The organism is Alteromonas sp. 5NW40-0090, from assembly GCF_057552975.1.
Genome location: NZ_BAAJLT010000002.1, coordinates 326,842 through 345,511, shown reverse-complemented (window position 1 = coordinate 345,511; position 18,670 = coordinate 326,842). Strand labels below are relative to the sequence as shown.

Annotated in this window: 16 protein-coding genes; 6 read left to right on the top strand and 10 right to left on the bottom strand. The window is 45.3% G+C overall.

The annotated features are described in order from the left end of the window. Position 1: 1 nt before the first annotated feature. On the bottom strand, positions 2-403 hold the full coding sequence (rpsF, locus tag AC27KT_RS03610) for a 30S ribosomal protein S6 (protein ID WP_014951120.1): 402 nt from the start codon (positions 401-403) through the stop codon (positions 2-4). Positions 404-649: 246 nt separating this feature from the next. Here rpsF and AC27KT_RS03605 point away from each other — a divergent pair, with 246 nt between their 5' ends. The 3 genes from AC27KT_RS03605 to AC27KT_RS03595 all read left to right on the top strand — a co-directional run bounded on the left by AC27KT_RS03605 (position 650) and on the right by AC27KT_RS03595 (position 3,273). Beyond that, the gene (locus AC27KT_RS03605; RefSeq protein ID WP_014951121.1) at positions 650-937 is read left to right on the top strand and encodes a YebG family protein; all 288 of its coding nucleotides are present in this window, start codon (positions 650-652) and stop codon (positions 935-937) included. Positions 938-1,159: 222 nt separating this feature from the next. After that, positions 1,160-1,942, top strand: coding sequence for an ABC transporter ATP-binding protein (locus AC27KT_RS03600; RefSeq protein ID WP_487127452.1), 783 nt, complete (start codon positions 1,160-1,162; stop codon positions 1,940-1,942). Beyond that, complete coding sequence (locus AC27KT_RS03595) at positions 1,942-3,273, top strand: ABC transporter permease (protein WP_487127450.1); 1,332 nt, start codon at positions 1,942-1,944, stop codon at positions 3,271-3,273. Before AC27KT_RS03600 ends, AC27KT_RS03595 begins: the two co-directional genes overlap by 1 nt. A 105-nt stretch (positions 3,274-3,378) precedes the next feature. On the opposite strand, the gene AC27KT_RS03590 is transcribed toward AC27KT_RS03595, so the two are convergent. The 9 genes from AC27KT_RS03590 to AC27KT_RS03550 all read right to left on the bottom strand — a co-directional run bounded on the left by AC27KT_RS03590 (position 3,379) and on the right by AC27KT_RS03550 (position 13,837). After that, positions 3,379-4,962 carry a methyl-accepting chemotaxis protein gene (locus AC27KT_RS03590; RefSeq protein WP_487127448.1) on the bottom strand — a complete coding sequence of 528 codons (1,584 nt, stop codon included), beginning with the start codon at positions 4,960-4,962 and terminating at the stop codon, positions 3,379-3,381. A 153-nt stretch (positions 4,963-5,115) separates the two neighbouring features. Next, positions 5,116-6,621, bottom strand: coding sequence for a sensor histidine kinase (locus tag AC27KT_RS03585; protein ID WP_487127446.1), 1,506 nt, complete (start codon positions 6,619-6,621; stop codon positions 5,116-5,118). 72 nt (positions 6,622-6,693) lie between these two features. Continuing rightward, the gene (locus AC27KT_RS03580) at positions 6,694-7,776 is read right to left on the bottom strand and encodes a methyl-accepting chemotaxis protein (RefSeq protein ID WP_487127444.1); all 1,083 of its coding nucleotides are present in this window, start codon (positions 7,774-7,776) and stop codon (positions 6,694-6,696) included. Between the two features lie 151 nt (positions 7,777-7,927). Next, on the bottom strand, positions 7,928-8,239 hold the full coding sequence (locus AC27KT_RS03575) for a hypothetical protein (RefSeq protein WP_487127599.1): 312 nt from the start codon (positions 8,237-8,239) through the stop codon (positions 7,928-7,930). Positions 8,240-8,371: 132 nt separating this feature from the next. Beyond that, positions 8,372-9,730 carry a sulfite oxidase gene (locus AC27KT_RS03570; protein WP_487127597.1) on the bottom strand — a complete coding sequence of 453 codons (1,359 nt, stop codon included), beginning with the start codon at positions 9,728-9,730 and terminating at the stop codon, positions 8,372-8,374. A 21-nt stretch (positions 9,731-9,751) separates the two neighbouring features. After that, positions 9,752-10,756 (bottom strand): YeiH family protein, encoded by a 1,005-nt coding sequence (locus AC27KT_RS03565; protein ID WP_487127442.1) that lies wholly within the window; start codon positions 10,754-10,756, stop codon positions 9,752-9,754. A 6-nt stretch (positions 10,757-10,762) separates the two neighbouring features. Next, entirely contained in the window at positions 10,763-11,770 is a 1,008-nt protein-coding gene (locus AC27KT_RS03560) for a TauD/TfdA family dioxygenase (RefSeq protein WP_487127440.1), read from the bottom strand. A gap of 9 nt (positions 11,771-11,779) precedes the next feature. Beyond that, a complete protein-coding gene (locus AC27KT_RS03555) occupies positions 11,780-12,733 on the bottom strand; it encodes an aldo/keto reductase (protein ID WP_487127438.1) in 954 nt (317 codons plus the stop codon). A 354-nt stretch (positions 12,734-13,087) separates the two neighbouring features. Further along, a complete protein-coding gene (locus AC27KT_RS03550; protein ID WP_487127436.1) occupies positions 13,088-13,837 on the bottom strand; it encodes a GntR family transcriptional regulator in 750 nt (249 codons plus the stop codon). 99 nt (positions 13,838-13,936) lie between these two features. On the opposite strand from AC27KT_RS03550, the gene AC27KT_RS03545 reads away from it, so the two are divergent. The 3 genes from AC27KT_RS03545 to AC27KT_RS03535 all read left to right on the top strand — a co-directional run bounded on the left by AC27KT_RS03545 (position 13,937) and on the right by AC27KT_RS03535 (position 18,616). Then, on the top strand, positions 13,937-14,689 hold the full coding sequence (locus AC27KT_RS03545) for a TSUP family transporter (protein WP_014977677.1): 753 nt from the start codon (positions 13,937-13,939) through the stop codon (positions 14,687-14,689). 116 nt (positions 14,690-14,805) lie between these two features. Next, a complete protein-coding gene (locus AC27KT_RS03540; RefSeq protein WP_487127434.1) occupies positions 14,806-16,872 on the top strand; it encodes a glycoside hydrolase family 31 protein in 2,067 nt (688 codons plus the stop codon). Between the two features lie 16 nt (positions 16,873-16,888). Further along, positions 16,889-18,616 carry a solute:sodium symporter family transporter gene (locus tag AC27KT_RS03535; protein WP_487127432.1) on the top strand — a complete coding sequence of 576 codons (1,728 nt, stop codon included), beginning with the start codon at positions 16,889-16,891 and terminating at the stop codon, positions 18,614-18,616. Positions 18,617-18,670 lie beyond the last annotated feature (54 nt).

The window sequence follows — 18,670 nt, the reverse complement described above, 5'->3', positions numbered from 1 at the left end:
CTTAAGCGTTGTCTTCAGTGGTTTCAGTTTTCTTTTCCGCGCGATCTTGGCGAGGAGCAGAATCGTCACGACGCTCACGACGAGGCTCTTCTTTCATCATTGGAGAAGGCTCAGTCACAGCAGTCTTAGTGCGCATAACCATGTTACGTAGGATCACGTCGTTGAAACGGAAAGCATTTTCCAATTCATCAACAGCTTCTGCAGACGCTTCAGCATTGATAAGTACGTAGTGGGCTTTGTGCAGCTTTTCAATTGGGTAAGCCAGTTGACGACGGCCCCAATCTTCTAAACGATGAATCTGACCACCGTCTTGCTTTAGGATTGTGGTATAACGCTCGATCATACCAGGTACTTGTTCACTCTGATCAGGGTGAACCATAAATACGATTTCGTAATGACGCATTATAGCTCCTTACGGTTGTAGCCTCGACAGTACAGCCGACTGTATGGAGACAAGGAACGAATTGGGATGGCTGTAAGGGCGCGCATTATACGCAGCAGTTACTAATTGCACAAGCATTAATCACCTTTAGAACAATCATTTGCCCTTTCCCCAAACACTACGCTCAGACATTTAACCAAAATACTGTTTATTTATACAGTAAAATACTGTACAGTTTTTGTGTCTTTAATAAACAGGGGACCTACCATGGCCATTACCACACAGTATGTTGTTACGCACAAAGGGGTAGAAAAATTGGTAACTACCGACAAAAAAGAAGCCGATCAGTATGACAAAATGCTCGATGCAGCAGATAACCTTGCTGACTACATTCATGCGAAGGGCATTAAGCTAGACGATAGCGTAGTGGAAGAGCTCACCATTATGCTGTCTAAAAACAAAGATAAAATCAGTAAGATTTTCAAAGGTGCAACGGCTGAAAGCGTTTTAGAAGATGAAAGCGCAGAAGTGGTAAAACTACAAGCTAACGGCTGATAATTTAGGCGCGCCTCTCTTTTACGTCGTTATGATGAGCAATTAATAAGAGCAATTGCCGCTTTAGGCTGATGAGATCTGATAGCATAGCTATACGCAAAAATGTTATTTGATAACATTACCTCAACGCGGCAATGTGTTTTCTCTGGTTTTTAACTGGGTGAACAGACGTGTCGCTTTTGCTAATGTGAACATAAGACGTAAATACAGGTCGGGCTTAGCGTGAATACCATCAGTAAAAACAATAGCACTCACTCCCAGCGCAACGCAGTGAATAAAGAGCGCAATACAGCGATTGAAGTTAGCAATTTACAGTTTTCGTACACCAAAGAAAGTTCCCCCATCATTGACATTAAAGCGTGGCAAGTTTCGCAAGGTGAGCACGTTTTTCTCTCAGGGCCTTCGGGTAGCGGAAAGAGCACATTGCTCAATTTGCTGTGCGGAACATTAACTCCAACTCAGGGCGACATCGCCTTATTAGCGCAGCCTTTCTCCGCATTATCGAACCGACAGCGGGACAAGTTTAGAGCACGCAATATCGGCGTTGTTTTTCAACAATTTAATCTTATTCCCTACCTTTCTGTGGCACAGAACATTAATGCGGCGGTGTATTTTGCAAGTACAAACGTCAGCAAGACAGCATCAGACGCAAAGCTTCGTCATTTACTGGACAAGCTACAGCTGCCTTCTCACGTGCTGCATGCGAAAGCTGACGCATTGAGTATTGGTCAGCAGCAGCGCGTTGCCATTGCCAGAGCACTGATTAACGACCCACAATTATTAATTGTCGATGAACCTACCTCTGCCCTAGATACCGATGCCAGAGATAGTTTTATGTCGCTGCTAAAAGACGTTGCAGGTGAAAGCACCATGATTTTTGTTAGTCACGATAAAGCCATGGAGAGTTATTTCGACCGCCACTGCAGCATGAGTGAATTAAGCCCAAGTACAAACCACATAAAAACGCGAGGCGCTGAGGCCCCAAAAGCACAGGAGCGTGCGTAATGCTAAGTACCATTGCTATTGAAAGCTTAAAGCGCAGGAAAACAACGGCAATCCTCACACTTTTAAGCATTACCATCAGCATTAGTTTACTTTTGTGCGTGGACATTATTCGCACCCAAGTTAAAACCAGTTTTACGCGCACCGTTTCTGGTGTAGATCTTATTGTTGGCGCACCAAGTGGACAGCTTAATTTACTCCTGTCATCAGTGTTTAATATAGGCACTCCCACCAAAGGTATTGAATATAAAAGTATTGCGGCGCTTCAATCTAACAAGCAGGTATCGTGGCTTATCCCACTATCTTTGGGTGATACCCACAGAGGTTTTAGAGTAGTAGGTACGACCAACAGCTTTTTCGACCACTTTAAATACGGTGATATGCAATCACTTGAAATGGCAGCAGGCTCGACATTTACGCAGCCACTGTCTACCGTTATTGGCGCAGATATCGCCAAATCATTGGGGTACAAGGTAGGGGATAAGATTATTATTTCCCATGGTCTGGGTAGCGTATCGTTCAACAACCATGATGATCACCCTTTCACTATCTCAGGCATAGTTAAGAAAACCGGTACGCCCGTAGATAAAGCCGTATACGTTACCCTACAGGGACTTGAAGAAGCCCACACAGGACCTAAACATTCCCCCACCTCAATGTTAGGCCGTAAATCTGCTGACAAGGCGAACGAGCATGAGCATGAGCATGAGCATGAGCATGAGCATGAGCATGACGAGCATACAAAAGAACATGCAGTTTACAATAGCGAAGCGTTTACGCCTGAGTCAGTATCCGTGGTGATGCTGGGGCTTAAACATCGGGTAACTGCACTGCAGCTTCAGTATCAAATTAATCAAAGTAAAAAAGAGCCGCTAATGGCTATTCTACCGGGCATGGCACTCGCAGAACTTTGGCAAATTATGGGAAATGTTGAATCGCTATTGCTTGGACTTTCCGGTCTTATCGTCATCTGCGCGCTAATTGGGCTTGCGACTATGCTGCTGGCAACGATGAGAGAGCGTTATCAAGAAATCGCGGTTTTACGAACTATAGGCGCAGGACCGTTTACCTTACTGCTACTCATACAGATTGAAGCTATGCTGCTTACGATTGTGAGTGCAGTACTGAGTTTAGGCTTGGTAGCCGGGCTTATGAGCGCACTAAAACCTTGGTTAAGCAGTACCTATGGATTGTTTTTAAGCAGCCCGCTGTTTGGTCAAAGCAGCGTTATTATCATTTTACTAATACTGGGGTGCACTTATTTGGTTTCGCTGTTCCCCGCTGTGGCGGCCTATAAACGAGGCCTGCACGCAGGGCTCAATGCGAACTCATAAGTACCTATGCCTACGGCGCTGTTTTTGGTTTTATAACCTTTTTTAGACCCACATTAGTGTGCAGATAGGCAAAAGGTCTTTTAGTGGGGAGAGCTGGAGAGAGTATTACTCTCCCACTCGCTTATCTGTACTGAAACGCAATATTAGTTCGTGAACCTGATTAACCGTTGCGCGCAAATCATGACTTGCTGCAAGCGATGCTTCAGATGAACGCTGAGTTTCAGACGCGCCGTCAGCGACTTCTACTAACTGCTGGTTAATATGCTCGGCCACCGTGCTTTGTTCTTCTACCGCTGAAGACATCTCTACCGTGGCATCAGCGATACCTTTTACTGCATTGTTAATTTCAAACAGTGCACCTCGGGTTTGTTCTACTATAGCGCTGCCGTGCTCTGCTGAAGCTAGCCCTTCCGTCGATACCCTTACAGCTCGGTCAGAACGCTCAGCCAATTCATTAATGATGTTGTGGATCTTATCGGTCGATTCGCGAGTTTTCGAAGCTAAAGTACGAACCTCATCAGCTACAACCGCAAAACCTCTTCCTTGTTCGCCAGCCCTTGCAGCTTCAATCGCAGCGTTAAGCGCTAACAGGTTAGTTTGCTCAGCGATGGTCGAAATAATGTTGGCCGCTTCACCTATATCGCTAGTTGACTGAGCGAGTTCTGTCACCGTAGAAGAGATTGATTCTACCGCTTCACGCAATGCCACGATCGCCTGCATGGCCTCTTCCGCTTTTTGGTTACCGGTTTCTACGTTGACCGCAGCTGTTTTCGCACTTTTAGCGTTACCTTCAACCCGCTCGGCAACTTCTTGGATAGCCTGGCTCATTTGCGTTACCGCAGACGCGATTAGCTGTGTAGCTTGATTTTGTTGAACAACCGCGGCACTAGTGCTTTCAGCCTGATGATGCGTTGCACTAGCTATAGCCTCAAGCCCCGCTGATGCATCTTTAATTCGGGTTAATGCAGTACGATTTCTCGCAAGCTCACACCCTAGGACAAGTTTGGCTTGACTTATATGAGGAGGATCGGGAAAGTAGGTTTGCGCCACCGTCTCATTAGCGTAGCTTTCTGGGCTAAGTGTAATTAGCTCGCGCCAATCTTTTTTGGCTTTTACTTGTTGAGTCACTATTAAAATAATGGCACCTAGAAGTGCAATGCCGGCCGCAGCAACACCATGTGTAAAACCAAGAGCCAACACCATCAAAGTACTTAAAACTAATGATGGAGCTAAATGAGAAAGTGTCTGTACAGTTCTAGATACTGGCGATACCGGCGACTTGCCTTCTTGCATTCTTGCATAAACGCTCGCAGCTCTGGCAATTTCATCATTTAAGGCAGGCACGCGGACAGATTCATACCCCACGATTGTTTTGCCGTCATATACAGGCGTTACGAATGCTGAAACCCAGTAGTGATCGCCATTTTTTCTTCGGTTTTTCACTAATCCCAGCCAGCTTTGCCCAGACTCTAAAGTACGCCACATTTCCTTAAATACGGGGGCTGGCATATCGGGGTGACGAATCAAGTTATGGTTTTTTCCTATTAATTCTTCGCGGGTAAAACCGCTCGCTTCCACAAACTCACTATTGCAGTGTTGGATGACCCCACGCTTGTCTGTTGATGAAATAAGACGGTGGTGGGATGGAAACTTATACTCTTTTTGGGTAACAGGCTGGTTATTTCTCATTAGATACTTTCTCCATTTTGCAAAGTACTCATCCGTAGAGCATAAAACCTTTGCTTTCTCATAAGACTAGAACATAAACAGCTGCTGTCTAGTTTAAGAAAAAATTTGAGAAATTTTATATTTTATCAGACAGTTAGAAAAGAATTTTATACTTTAGGCTAATGGCAATACGACGGATACTTTTGTACCACTTCCCTCAGCACTGACAATATCAATCTTGCCATTATGCTCCTCAACAATAGTCATAGAAATAGACATACCCAGCCCTGTCCCCTCGCCTGGCGGTTTGGTGGTAAAAAAAGGCGTAAACACTTTACTAAGCGTTTCTTTCGACATGCCTACGCCTTCATCCTCAACTACTAAACGGACATTGTCCGCCTCCTTCTCTACTTTGAGCGTTATTCCTTTCCCTTCAGGGGTGGCATATATTGCATTAGTCAAGAAGTTTACAAGCACCTGCTGAATCTGCCCTGAGTTACCGTTAAAGAAGGCGTCGTCGTCTGGTACTTCAAAGTGCACTGAATTGCGATAACGGTGTAAATTGTTCGTAAGCTTAATCGCTGTATTCATGGCTTCGATAGCACTAATTTGCGAATGCTTACCCGAACCTGGATAAGAAAAGCTTCTTAGTGCTTTGACGATTTCGATAATACGCTCAATACCTTCATGAGATTCATCGAACATTTCTGCAATTTCCGCTGCGCTATCCTTAAGCGAAAACCGCTTTTCTAGCGCCATATATTGCGCCTCAACTTCACCACCCGCTTCTTTACAAAGGCTACCTATTTCCTCGAGAGCGCGTTGATAATCATTAAAGATATCTTTTGCAACGACAGTGTTACTTCGTACATAGCCTATAGGATTGTTAATTTCATGGGCGATTCCAGCAGCCAGCTGACCTAACATTGCCATTTTGTCAGCACTGACCAACCTTTCTTCAAGGAAATCGCGATCCTTTTTTACATTGCTGAGTTCTAACTGTCTGGTATTGAGTTCACTTTTCTTATTTTGGTATCGAGACGTGATATTCAGGTAATGCTTCGTGGTATCTAGTACATAAAGCGTTTGTTCTTCCAGCCTATCATCTTTAGTTAGCAGGACCAGCCACGTATATTCCCCCTGCGACATTTCATGCATGAAATGAAGTAAACGGGATTCTTTACTAGTTTCAGGCTGAATTACCGCACTAACACACCAATGGGAGTAGCTTTCTCGTAAGTCTAAAGGCGTTTCTTGTTTGATAAATTGCGCTAGCGTGCGAGACGTTATCCAGCCCTGCCCATGGACAAGGACACTGTCATCATTGCCAATAATTAAATCACCATCTTTAACGGTAAAGGCTTTACCACAAAACGCACCACTAAATTCTACGGCAGATTCAAGCGCCGAAAATATGTAACTTTCACCGGATGTCGCTTGAGTAAGTTGTGAGGCCGTACGGTTGAGGTAAAGAAGCTCGCGCTCTCTTTGTTTAGAGTCTTTGAGTGCTTTTCGTAATGCCTGATTAGCGAGATAAGCATCCTGGGAATAAGTTTCTAGAAAAGATTCAGCGTTTTTGCGTGCAATCTTTTGACGCTTAAGCTGCCGCTCTAGCGAATTAACACGGGCTTCTAGCGCACGAATACGTTCGTTTTCGGTGGAATACGATGTTTCACTCACCTAAAAGCCCTCCAACGTGCGTGCCGCATGTTAATGCGCACGCCATATACTAATACTTCAGCGCAACATAGCCTAACTAGCTAATCGGTCAAGAAGCATCATTACACGCTCACTCGCCTGCTCCATTTCTATTAGCTTAGCATCTGCCTCTGGGTTATTACCTGCTTGTTTTGCTTTTATTGCTGCAACACCACTACTATGTACCCTCGCATGAGGCACTTCAATCTCTCTAAAGGCTGTGGTTTGACCGATAGGATTAGTTGCATTTTCACTATACCATTGCCCTAGACGGCAACTCGCGTGATCACTAAAGTCAGCTACTGATTTGTTACTAAAGCCACAGAGCACCTCATAGATCCCTGCTTTCCACACAACGTGATCTAGCTTCACTGTCTGTATGAATGTAGACATTGCGCCTTCACTAATTGTGGCTTTCATGCTGTCACAATGCTGCACCATAGTTTGATAGCTGCTATTGAGGTGGTTTATCCCCGTCTCTAATTCTTCATTGTTTCCGCGCAGCTCATTAACGCCTGACACCGCTTTTGATGTGGATTGAATTATCCCGTTTACAAGTTCAGAGACTTCTGTAGCAGACTTATTCGTCTCTGTTGCCAATGCTCTTACTTCATCAGCTACAACACTGAACCCACGTCCTGCATCACCAGCACGGGCCGCTTCAATCGCGGCATTTAAGGCTAACAAGTTAGTTTGATCGGAAATACTGGTAATGGTGGTCACAAATTTATTGATATTATCTGCGGTAGTAGACAGACCTGAGATACGTTCGCTCATGCTGCCCATCTGTACATTAAGACCACTCATGTCAGATACTATTTTACTAAGCGTTGTCGCCGACACGCTAAACAAATCGTTTATATCAACAATCGACTGACTTTCCGCATTTATTCGTTCGTAAGAATGTAAAACCGTCTCGCGAACGCCCTGAACCTGTGACAGTGAATCGACTAAACATTTAACCACTGTGGAATTGGCAAGTGAAACTTCTTCGTTGTGCGCAGTATCTAACGCCGCAGCCAACTCTGCATTTTGAGCTTCAAGTGATGACACTTTATCTAGTGTCTCTTGAAGGCGCTTTTCTAATAGGACAACTTGCGCTTCTTTTTCTTCGAATTTGCTGCGTGATACAAACATGTTTTGTTACCAGTAATTTTTATAGATTTATTTTGTTCAGACTAACAGAGATTATGTGGTCTTAACCATTAGCCTGAAGTAGCGTTATTGTTTGATTATCGGCAAAAATTTCTAAAACTGATGGGATTAATGAAACTATTATCACTGTGCTTTAGTTGGCGGGTAGCAGGTGGGGCGCCAGTGGCGCACGACGAGCACTTTGCTTTGGACCATACCAAGTTGATAGATAGTCTAATATTACTGGCTCTGCCTCACCAAGCGGCCACAGCTTCTGAGTGTCTTGCATCCAGCGGATAGTTTCAAGCCACCTGCCACGGCTCATGGCATTTTGAGTAATAAGAGTGGGCGAGTGACAGGCACTGCAATGGGCCAGCACCAAATTAAAGCCTTCTGCTTTTAGAAGGCCTGATTGATGATCGACAGCAGGCTGCACATGCTCAGTTGATGAATTTGCCATGCTCATCGTTTTTTTAGTCTCGCTATGGGCGGCGGCAACGAATATATGAAAAAGCCCCAATAAAGCAAGAAGCCGAACTATAATGCTAACCATTTCAACGACCCTTTGGCTATTAACATACATAAGATCTCGCTTTGCTTAAACAACACGCACAGCGATACGATGACTGGCATTATTTAAGTAACCTTTGGGGTTCCACCCCGGCAGCACCATTGGCTGTGCTTTTCCATGCTCGTCTTGTGCTCTCGCCCAAACCTCGTAATAGCCCGGCTGAGGGAACTTTATCTGAGTACTGAACTGCTGCCATGCGTGTCTGTTTGCCGGTGCTTTTAGCTGAGCAAGATGCCAGGTTTGGCCAAAATCAATAGAGGTAAACACCTTGGCAATTTTGCCCTCGCCACTCCAGGCATGGCCGCGGACTTCTAATTTTTCTGCCAGAGGGTGATCGCTGCCTGACTTTGGGAACGTAATTAGCGACTTAACCGGCATGGCTTCGATAATACACATGTCCTCATCGGCCACTTTAGCGCCAGGTGCGACAGGTTTACATGGAACCCGATAGGCTTTCCCTAGCATTTTCGCCCCGTCGTGAACGCGATCTCGAATTGCTATTTTCTTAAGCCATTTACCCGACGTTGATGCAGGCCAGCCACCAAATACAAGTCGCAATGGATAGCCATTCATTAAAGGAAGCGGTTTATCATTCATAGCCCATGCAATCAATGACTCGTCTTCCATCGCTTTGTTTATCGGCACCCCGCGAGAAATAGCCGCTTTGCCCGGTGTACGGCTTAAATGCTGATCATCACCATAATAGCCAATATAAACAGCGCTATCTTTTACGCCCACTGAAGTGAGCACATCTTTAAGCCTGACACCTGTCCATTTAGGGCATCCCACAGCTCCGGTAGTCCATTGGTTCCCCGTTGCTGCTGGCGAGAACTCGGCACGTCCATTACCTCCGCATTCCAACGTTAGTTGGTAGGTGTAATGTTTGAATTGGGTTTTGAGCTCTTCCAACGTGAAGGTTTTTGACTGCTCGGCCGACTCCCCTTCAATAGTAAGCGTCCACGTGCTCGCGTCTGGCTTTTGCGGGGGAATACCATTATTTCTTACGAAAAATCGAGAGGTAGGCGTAACGGCATCATCAAGTAGGTGCGCTGGCGTTTCAGCGTTAATTGGCCGGTCGTTAAGTATTGTAAGCCCGTCTTTTCCCTTGATAGAAAAAGGCGTGTTTGACTGGGCAAATGCAGCGGGAATAAGTCCTGCTGGCATAAACTGACCGTAAACGACTTCAGCACCCAGTAGCAAAGACAGAGACTTCAGACCTTTGATAAAACCACGCCGAGTCAGCATGTTGCTTGTTCGCTGAAAAACCTGTTCGTCGGCCTTTACAGGGTCCTTAGCATACAGTTCGTGAAGGCCATGTTTTTTCACTGCTACTACCTCGTCATTGAGTGCTTTGTGTATTAAGAGTGCATTAAGAATAATTGTGATAAATCGCGCAGAAAAACCCTACTATACTGCGAACAAATAGCCCAATATAAGGAGCGCAATCCACAGCGTTTCTGCCACAATCATCACAATTGGCAGCATACCGACTTCGGCTAACTTACCAAGGTTAGACTTCATACCGATTGCCGTAATTGAAACGACTAAGAAGAAGCGTGATATCTGGGTCCCCGTTTCAATAACCACTTCGGGTAGGGTTACAAAGCTGTTGAGTAACATAAGTACAATAAAGCCAACTAGAAATATTGGCATTTTAGGCACTTGCGCTCCGTCAGCCTGACTTTTGGCTTTGTAAAAGTGTTTAATGACAATCATCATAATGAGTACCACTGGCATCAGCATGGCTACTCGTACCAGCTTGGTCAGTGTCGCCATGTCGCCCGCACTGTCAGACACCGAGTAACCTGCCCCCACAACTTGCGCCACATCGTGAATAGTGCCGCCTAAGAAAATGCCAGCTTCCGTATCATTCATGCCCAACTGCGCCGCCACGATAGGGTAGAGCACCATGGCTATGGTCGACATAGCGGTTACGCCAATAACCGTTAGCAACGTGTCTCTTTCGTGGTTTTCTCCCTTGGGAAGAATAGTGGAAATGGCAAGAGCCGCAGACGCACCACAAATGGCTACGGAGCCTCCTGTTAATGCACCAAAACGCTTTTGCAACCCGAGTAATTTGGCGAGGCCCACACCGACAATAATTGTTGTGAGTATGGCAGCGGCCAGCATAAGAGCGGTCTGCCACCCAAGTACTGCTAAGTCACCTAGCGCAATGCGTAGACCAAGCAGGACAACTCCGGCGCGAAGAAGAGTACTTGCAGTGAAATCGATACCACACGCACAGGGCGTATCGTTCTGATACAAAAACGATACGGCCATACCTAAAAGTAATGCGAACAACATAGCAGGGGCGTTGTAATGCTCACTCAAAAAGAGCGCCGCCATACCGGTAATGGTTGCAATTCCCAGCCCTGGCCAAACGTTTTTACATTTTACTGCTATATCGTTCATTTTCTTTTATCGCTCTGAGGCCACAAGCGCAACAAGCACTACGCGCTTTCGCTCGCCAAAATAAGGGCGGCGGCCATGCATTGCACGGTAATTGTCAACAATAGCCACGTCACCATCTTGCCACTCTAGGTCAAAAGTGTAAGTTTCAGACAGTTCTGCAACGCGCTCTAAACCGGCTTTAGGGATTGCACTTCCATCGCCAAAAGTAATTGCAGACGACGGGTTTTCCCTTACTCCTTTCCATCCCATATACGCAGCTATTAGCTGGTTATAGAACACTTCTGAGCCATCACTAAGTTCGATAACCGCAGGTAATACAGGCGTAATGGCTCTAAGACTACCATCCTCCAACCATTGCCAGGTGTATCCTAACTCTTTTAATTTGGCTTCTGCCTCTTCTAATGACTCAACGCTTAGCGTGCTTTTCCAGCTTCTTCCTTGGCCAGAGTTGGCATCATTGGCTGCTGGTATAGTAGTCGTATATTTAAGGCCTTTCTCTTTAAAGTCTTCAGCAAGCGCCGGATTTTCTTCCTTCAATGCTTCAAACAATTTGTCTGAGCGGCACAAAGGCGTTGCTCCACCCTCATCCGCTGCAGTCTTACAAAAGAAAAACAGCTTGCTAGGTGAAATAGGCGTCTGCGCCATTTCATGATGTAGAAAAATTTCTACGTCTTTCGGCGCTTCATTTGCTGTGAATACGCGCTCAGTAAAGTTAATACGCACGGCATTAGACAACGACTCCTGATAGGTAAAGTTAGGATAGCCGAAGCCTGCTGAGAAAACGTCAAAGGTCTCTGCGGAATCAATTGGAAACCCTCGGAAAAGTAGTGCTCCCGACTTTGCAAGTTTTGCTTCAAGCTCTGATTGATTTGCTCTAACAAATGCAACGGTCTCTTCTACCGTTGTACAACCCTCGTTGTTCACGACTATTTCAGGGAACACACCGCCGTTATAATTGTGCTGAGTAGGTACACTTGCGTAGGCTACCGCAGAGCTGTCATTGACGTTTTTCATAGCTAACTCCTAGTCGTAAATAGGGTGGAAACGGTTAAAGGCAGCTTCGCAGAAGTGCCCCGGATCGTTAAATCTGCGATTTACGTTTAATGCAGATATTGCCTGCATTTCACTGTCGCTGAGTGAGAAGTCAAAAAGTGCGAGGTTTTCTTTCATACGCTCAACTTTTGACGTTTTTGGAATGATGGCGTTACCGCGCTGAACTCCCCAACGCAAGACAACCTGCGCAGGCGTTTTACCATGGGCTTCTGCCGCGGCTTTTACTACGCTTTGCTCAAGCACTGATTCCGCCTGATCAGCCATTTCAAGTTCTAGATAAGATAAGGCACCTAGCGGAGAGAAGGCCGTTACCTCCAGTCCATAGTCTTTTGCCAAACGAATTAATCGCTCTTGCGTAAGGTACGGGTGAGATTCAATTTGCAGCATCGCTGGCTTAATACGCGCATAGCTCATCAGGTCGTTAAGCAAACCGGTGTTGTAATTACACACACCAATTTGTTTTGCTTTTCCGCTATCGGCAAGCGACTCCATTGCCTCCCATGTCTTATGTAAAGGTACAGGCGCGAGTTCCATTTTAGGCTCGGCAGCATCAGGTTCGTAAAACCATTCCGGTGGGTAACGGGTCTCGATAGGCACAAATTTCTGCGCTATTGGGAAATGGATCAGGTATAAGTCTACATAATCTAACTGTAAGTCTGACAAGGTTTTTTCTAAAGCAAGACCCACGTGCTCAGGGGCGTGAAAGGTATTCCATAGTTTAGAAGTCACCCAAAGCTCTTCTCTGGTGCATAAGCCTTCATCAATCGCTCGCTTAATGCCTTCACCCACTTCCTTTTCATTGCCGTAATCAGCGGCACAATCTAAGTGTCGATAGCCAGCCTTAATCGCTTGGTACGTGGTTTCCGCACATATGGCAGTATCGACCTTCCAAAAACCAAAACCTACCTCTGGTATCTTATTCATTGTTTCATTCACCTTAGAATTCGTTGCTTTAAGCTAGTACGGACTTTCTTTTAAACGTACTGCAAAGATAAAAAGCCGCGGTTTACTTTTGCAGTATGCTCTTGTATAACTTTAGCTTCAAACTTTAGTCTTGTATAAGACACAAGTTATTACACAGATATACCGATGTCAACAAAGTGTTAACAAACTTAATGAAAAGTTTGAAGTGCAACAAAAAGAAATGTCTAGCGGTGGCATAACAAGGTAAAGCGTTACCTTGTTATGCTAGGTGTTCAAGAATCGGGAAGAAACAATTTTATAAGAACGGACGTTTAAAACGTTAGGGTTGAACAGTTTGGCGTTGATAGCAAAGGATTAATCAAGTTCAACTTGGTAATGGTAGTGGTCAGTTCTACATTTGCTTTCACGATATTCAATGAGTTTACCGTCAATAGACTCAGTGACGCGCGTAACCATAAGTAACGGCATTCCTTTTTCGATACCTAAGCTTTTTGCATCACTTTTTGAGGCCAAAACCGCTTTAATGCTGTCACGGGTCTTAAATACAGTTTGGTTATAGTCCGTTTGATAAAAATGATACAGAGTATGCGGAATATCTTCTCGCTTCTCGATGTCAGGAAATCGCTTAGACGGTAAATAAATAGTTTCAAGCATACAAAATTCGTTATCGAGAATTCGCCTACGCTTAAGCTTCACTACTTTGTCTTTAGCGGTAATTGAAAGTGCGGATTGGACACTTTCAATTGGCTCGACCAGCTCTTTACTTAACAGTTCAGCTTTGGGTAGGTCAGCACCTTTTCCGTCAGCTTGTAGCGGAAAGAAACGAAACAGCGCATCTTGTGCCGTATGCTCAGAAACAAATGTACCGACCCCCTGACGACGGGTTACAATTTTGGTATCTGTCAGCAATGTTAGCGCTTTGCGAACGGTTCCTTGGCTAACATTGAATTCGTCAGCAAGCTTAAACTCACTAGGTAGCATCTCGCCTGGTTGCCAACGGCGCTCGACAATAAGCTGCTTAATGTATTCAGCGACTTGTTGATACAGTGGCTGAAAGGCAAGACTTGGACCGCTGAGTTTGTGATCGAATTGAGATGAAGACATGAACCCTAACCTAAACGCTTAATTTTTGTTGTTATATCATACACAAGAGTTATAGCGCACTTTTGATATAAATCACATACATTGCAGGAATTACACGTGATGCTTTTGGAAACACTGCTTCCCATGTTTGCGCTATTAGGGCTTGCGACACTGCTACAGACCTTAAGCGGGTTTGGTTTTGGCCTTATGGTGGTATCAAGTTTTACGTTGTTTGGCATCTTGCCGCTTACGGCGACCACCTTTATGGTGAGTTTTCTAAGTCTTTTCAACTCCATCAGCTTAGTAGTGAAAAACACGGAGCAAATAAATAGACGTGCTTTCACTATTATACTGGTTAGCGGTATTCCCTTTATGGCGGTAGGCTACGCATTGTTGGAATACCTGTCTGTTGGGATGGCAACTTGGCTCAATTTACTGCTCGGCTTGGCTATTCTCAGCTGCTGTGGCCTTTTATTAATAAAAAGAAAGCGGGCACAGCCATCTGGTCGCGCATACGGTTTTTCTATCGCTGGCGCTCTAGGTGGATTGCTAGGCGGTCTTTTTTCTACCTTTGGCCCACCTGTGGTATTTCAGTGTTATCGACAAACCTGGCCAATTAATGAAATCAGGATAACGCTGCTGGCCGTATTTAGTGTTACCTCACTTATACGCCTTGCCATAATACCGTTTGGTACTTTGCCTTCAACAGAGGTGTTTCTGTCTGCTGTTTTTGCCATTCCCGTCATTTTAATTTTCACACGATTAGGACGAATTCTCGCTGCTCGCGTATCTGCTGCCGCAGTCCGACTGTTGGCCTTAACCATGCTTGCATTAAGTGGCGTAACCCTTATTGTCCAAAATATTAGTATCTAAGACGGCTTGATAGTGAACGCGGATCTAAATCTTCATAATTATCTAATTGCAGATTGACACCCAAGTTACATTTCATTAACTTATGTCTTATATAAGACATGAAGGGTAATGTAGAAATGAGTAACGCGTTTTGTGTAAATGAGCCAGAATGGAACGATATTAAAGCCGCTGACATTACTGAGCAGCCCTTTTTGTCGGATGATAAGACACTTATTGTCCCCACCCAATATGGTGAGTTGAGTCTAAGTATTAGTCAGTTTGGTTTACGCATTCAAAGTGACGTAAATGCTGCAGATGATTTTGGTATGCTTACTCAAGCGCCGGAAAGGCTATCGCTAGTACTTTCCGGTGATCTGTCTCACAGCACCCTGGCAGCAGGCGATTATCGATTAGAAGTTTTTGCCGCACCTCTTCATTTCAAGCTGTATAAAAATGACGTTTTAGTTCAGCAAAGCGCCACCGACGGCCACTTTGTACGTCAGCATCGCTTACCGCCATTCGCTAAAACCGACAAAGGTTGGTTAGTAAGTTTAGAGCTTAGCTACGACGAAGCCGTTTATGGTCTTGGCGAGAAATGGGGCAAGCTTGATAAACGCGGCCAGCTAATTCGCTCGTACAACCACGACGCTTTAGGCGTAAACGCCGAAAAGTCTTATAAAAACACACCTTACGCATGGAGTCCTGAAGGCTGGAATTTATTTGTTCACACTCCAGCACCAGTCACCCATGGAGTCGGCTACGCGCTTTGGTCACAGCGAGCTTACGTGTGCTTAGTTGAAGATGACGTACTCGACATGTTTTTGTTCCATCAAGACTCGCCAGCTAAATGCCTTCAAACCTACAGCGAGTTAACAGGCTTTGCGCCAACACCTCCAACATGGAGCTTAGGCGTAATCCTGTCTAAAGCGTATTATAAAGATGCCGACGAGCTACTAGCAGTTGCCCGCGAAGTGCGCGAAAAGAATATGCCTTGCGATGTCATTACCCTTGATGGTCGCGCATGGCAAGACACAGATACTCGCTTTGCTTTTGAGTGGGACCCTAAACGCTACGCCGATCCTCAGCCGGTTATTGATGAACTTAAAGCGTTAGGCTTTAAGATCTGTGTATGGGAATACCCCATGATCTCAGTAAAAAACCCTCTTTATAAAAAAGCTGCAGAAAAAGGCTGGCTGATAAAAGATAAACGCACTGGCGAAGCGTACCGCTATGAGTGGGATTTAAGCCCTTTTGGCGAAGTGCTTACGCCACTACCAGACTCGGGTATTCTAGACTTTACACACCCAGACGCTTACGAATTTTGGAAAACCTCGCACAAGCCTTTATTTGACCTTGGCGTGGACATGATAAAAGCCGATTTTGGTGAACAACTTGAAGACGACAACATGCTTTCGTATAGCGGTGATTCAGGCAATCGCCTACATAACGTGTACAGTATGCTCTACAACCGTTGTGTTTACGAAGCCGCAGAAGCTTACTGTAAAACAGGTCCATTCTTATTCAGTCGCTCAGCTTGGACGGGAAGTCAGCGTTACCCATCGCAGTGGGGCGGTGATCCGCAAGCCGACTGGCATGGCCTAGCCGCAAGTATTCGTGGCAGTTTGTCGTGGGGGATGTCAGGCGGGCCCTTTTTCGCCACCGATATAGGCGGTTTTTACAAAGACACTCGAGACGCAGAGCTTTACGTAAGATGGGCACAAGCGTCAGTGTTTAGCGCCCACATGCGACTGCACGGTATTGGCCCTCGTGAACCCTGGTCTTATGGCGATGCCGCCTCCAATGCTGTATTCGAGGCGCTGAAACTAAGATACAAACTTATTCCATACCTTAAAGAAACCGCAGAAAAAGCATCTCAAACAGGGCTTCCAGTGCAGCGCGCCATGGCGTTGGCCTTCCCTGACCAGCCGCTTTCTCATGGCTTTGAGCAGCAGTTTATGTGTGGCGATGACCTACTTGTTGTGCCTTGCGTGGTGCCCGGCGGCAAAATTAAATACTACTTACCAAAAGGTGAATGGATACGTTTTGGTACCGATGAAGTTGTGCAAGGTGAACAATACAGAGAAGAAATACTTGCGCTAAATGAAGTGGCGGTGTTCATCCAAAAAGGCAGTCGCATAGTAATGGGCCCAGATGTTCAACATACCGATATGGATATGTCGAACACCACACATTGGCCAGCGTAGCGCATAGGAGCAGTTCATGGATATCACCCTTACCCTATTGTCATGCATGGCATTTATGGCACTGGTTGCCGTTATTTCTTACATGAAAACAAAAGGGGAAGTAAACACGCAGGACGGTTACTTCCTCGCAGGAAGAGGGCTGACAGGCACTTTTATTGCTGGTTCCATGATCCTTACCAACCTCTCCGCAGAGCAGCTTATTGGCTTAAACGGCTCTGCCTTTGGGTATAACTTAAGCGCTATGGCGTGGGAAGTTACCGCAGGTATCTCTACCATTATTATGGCGCTTATTTTCTTGCCTCGTTACTTAGCGGGTGCTTTCTCCACCTTACCTGAGTTTTTGCGCGACCGTTTTGACGATAGCGTTCGCAGAATGACGGTAGTTTTGTTTATGGTGGGGTATTCGTTGGTTACCATTCCATCGGTACTTTACTCTGGCTCTATTGCCGTGCTTAGGCTTTTTGATGTACCCGGGCTTTTCAACGTAAGCTATGAGGTGGGACTGGTACTTACCATCGTCATAGTCGGTACGATTGGCGCTCTCTATGCCATTTTCGGTGGCTTAAAAGCGGTAGCCGTATCAGACACGATTAATGGTGTTGGCCTTTTAATTGTGGGTTTATTGGTTCCCGTTCTTGGCTTGGTGGCCTTAGGCGACGGCAGCTTTAGTCAAGGTCTATCTACTATTGCTACAACGGAAACTGAAAAACTCAATGCTATAGGTGGACCCGACGATCCTGTTCCTTTTGGTACTATTTTCACGGGTATGATTTTAGCCAATTTGTTTTACTGGGGTACTAACCAATACGTAATTCAGCGAACCTTAGGCGCGAAAAATCTGGTTGAAGGCCAAAAAGGGGTGTTGTTCTCTGGCTATTTTAAAGTGCTTGTGCCCTTTATGATGATGTTACCAGGCGTGATTGCTTATCACTTATATCAAGACGAAAATCTTCAAACTATCGATCTTGCCTACCCTCATTTAGTTAAAGATGTACTTCCACAGTATTTGTCAGGTTTCTTTTTAGCAGTATTGCTTGGTGCGGTGTTTAGCTCTTTTAATTCATTGCTTAACAGTGCTGCCACCCTATTTTGCTTAGACGTTTACAAACCCTTCAAAAAAGACAAAGTGAGCGACGAAAAGCTTATTCGCGTTGCCAAGATAACCAGTATTGTTATTGCTGTACTCTCTTTTATCACGGCGCCGCTGCTTATGTTTGCCCCTGAAGGATTGTGGCAAATCATTCGCATATTTACCGGCTTTTACAATATTCCCGTCATCACTATTGTGCTTGTTGGCTTATTTACAAAACGCGTTCCTGCGCTGGCGGCAAAAGTCGCGATTATCTTCCACGTAATTGCCTATGGACTGCTTAAGTTTGTATGGGAAGTCGATATTAATTTTATCCATATCTACGCCATTTTGTTCGCCATTGAATTGGCTATTATGTTGACTATAGGCAGGCTCTACCCAATGACTACTCCATGGCATTTTACTGCAAAGGCTGAAGTCAATATGACGCCATGGCGCTATGCCATTCCCTGCGCCATAGTGCTTGTTGGCCTTATTGCAACGCTATACCTGATGTTCTCTCCTGTAGGCTTTGTGAATGGACTAAGCAACGCGTTTGTCCCTGCACTAGTCGGCTTGTGGTCAACATGTTTCGTGGCAATTGGTATAAGTCTGAAATGGTGGCGAGTAAAGTATGAGCAAGGTCTAAAGCGCCTTGCTTCCCAGCCGACTTAAACCCAACGCTTTGCTTTTGTATAGAAAAACCACAAAAAAATTAACATAACGTTT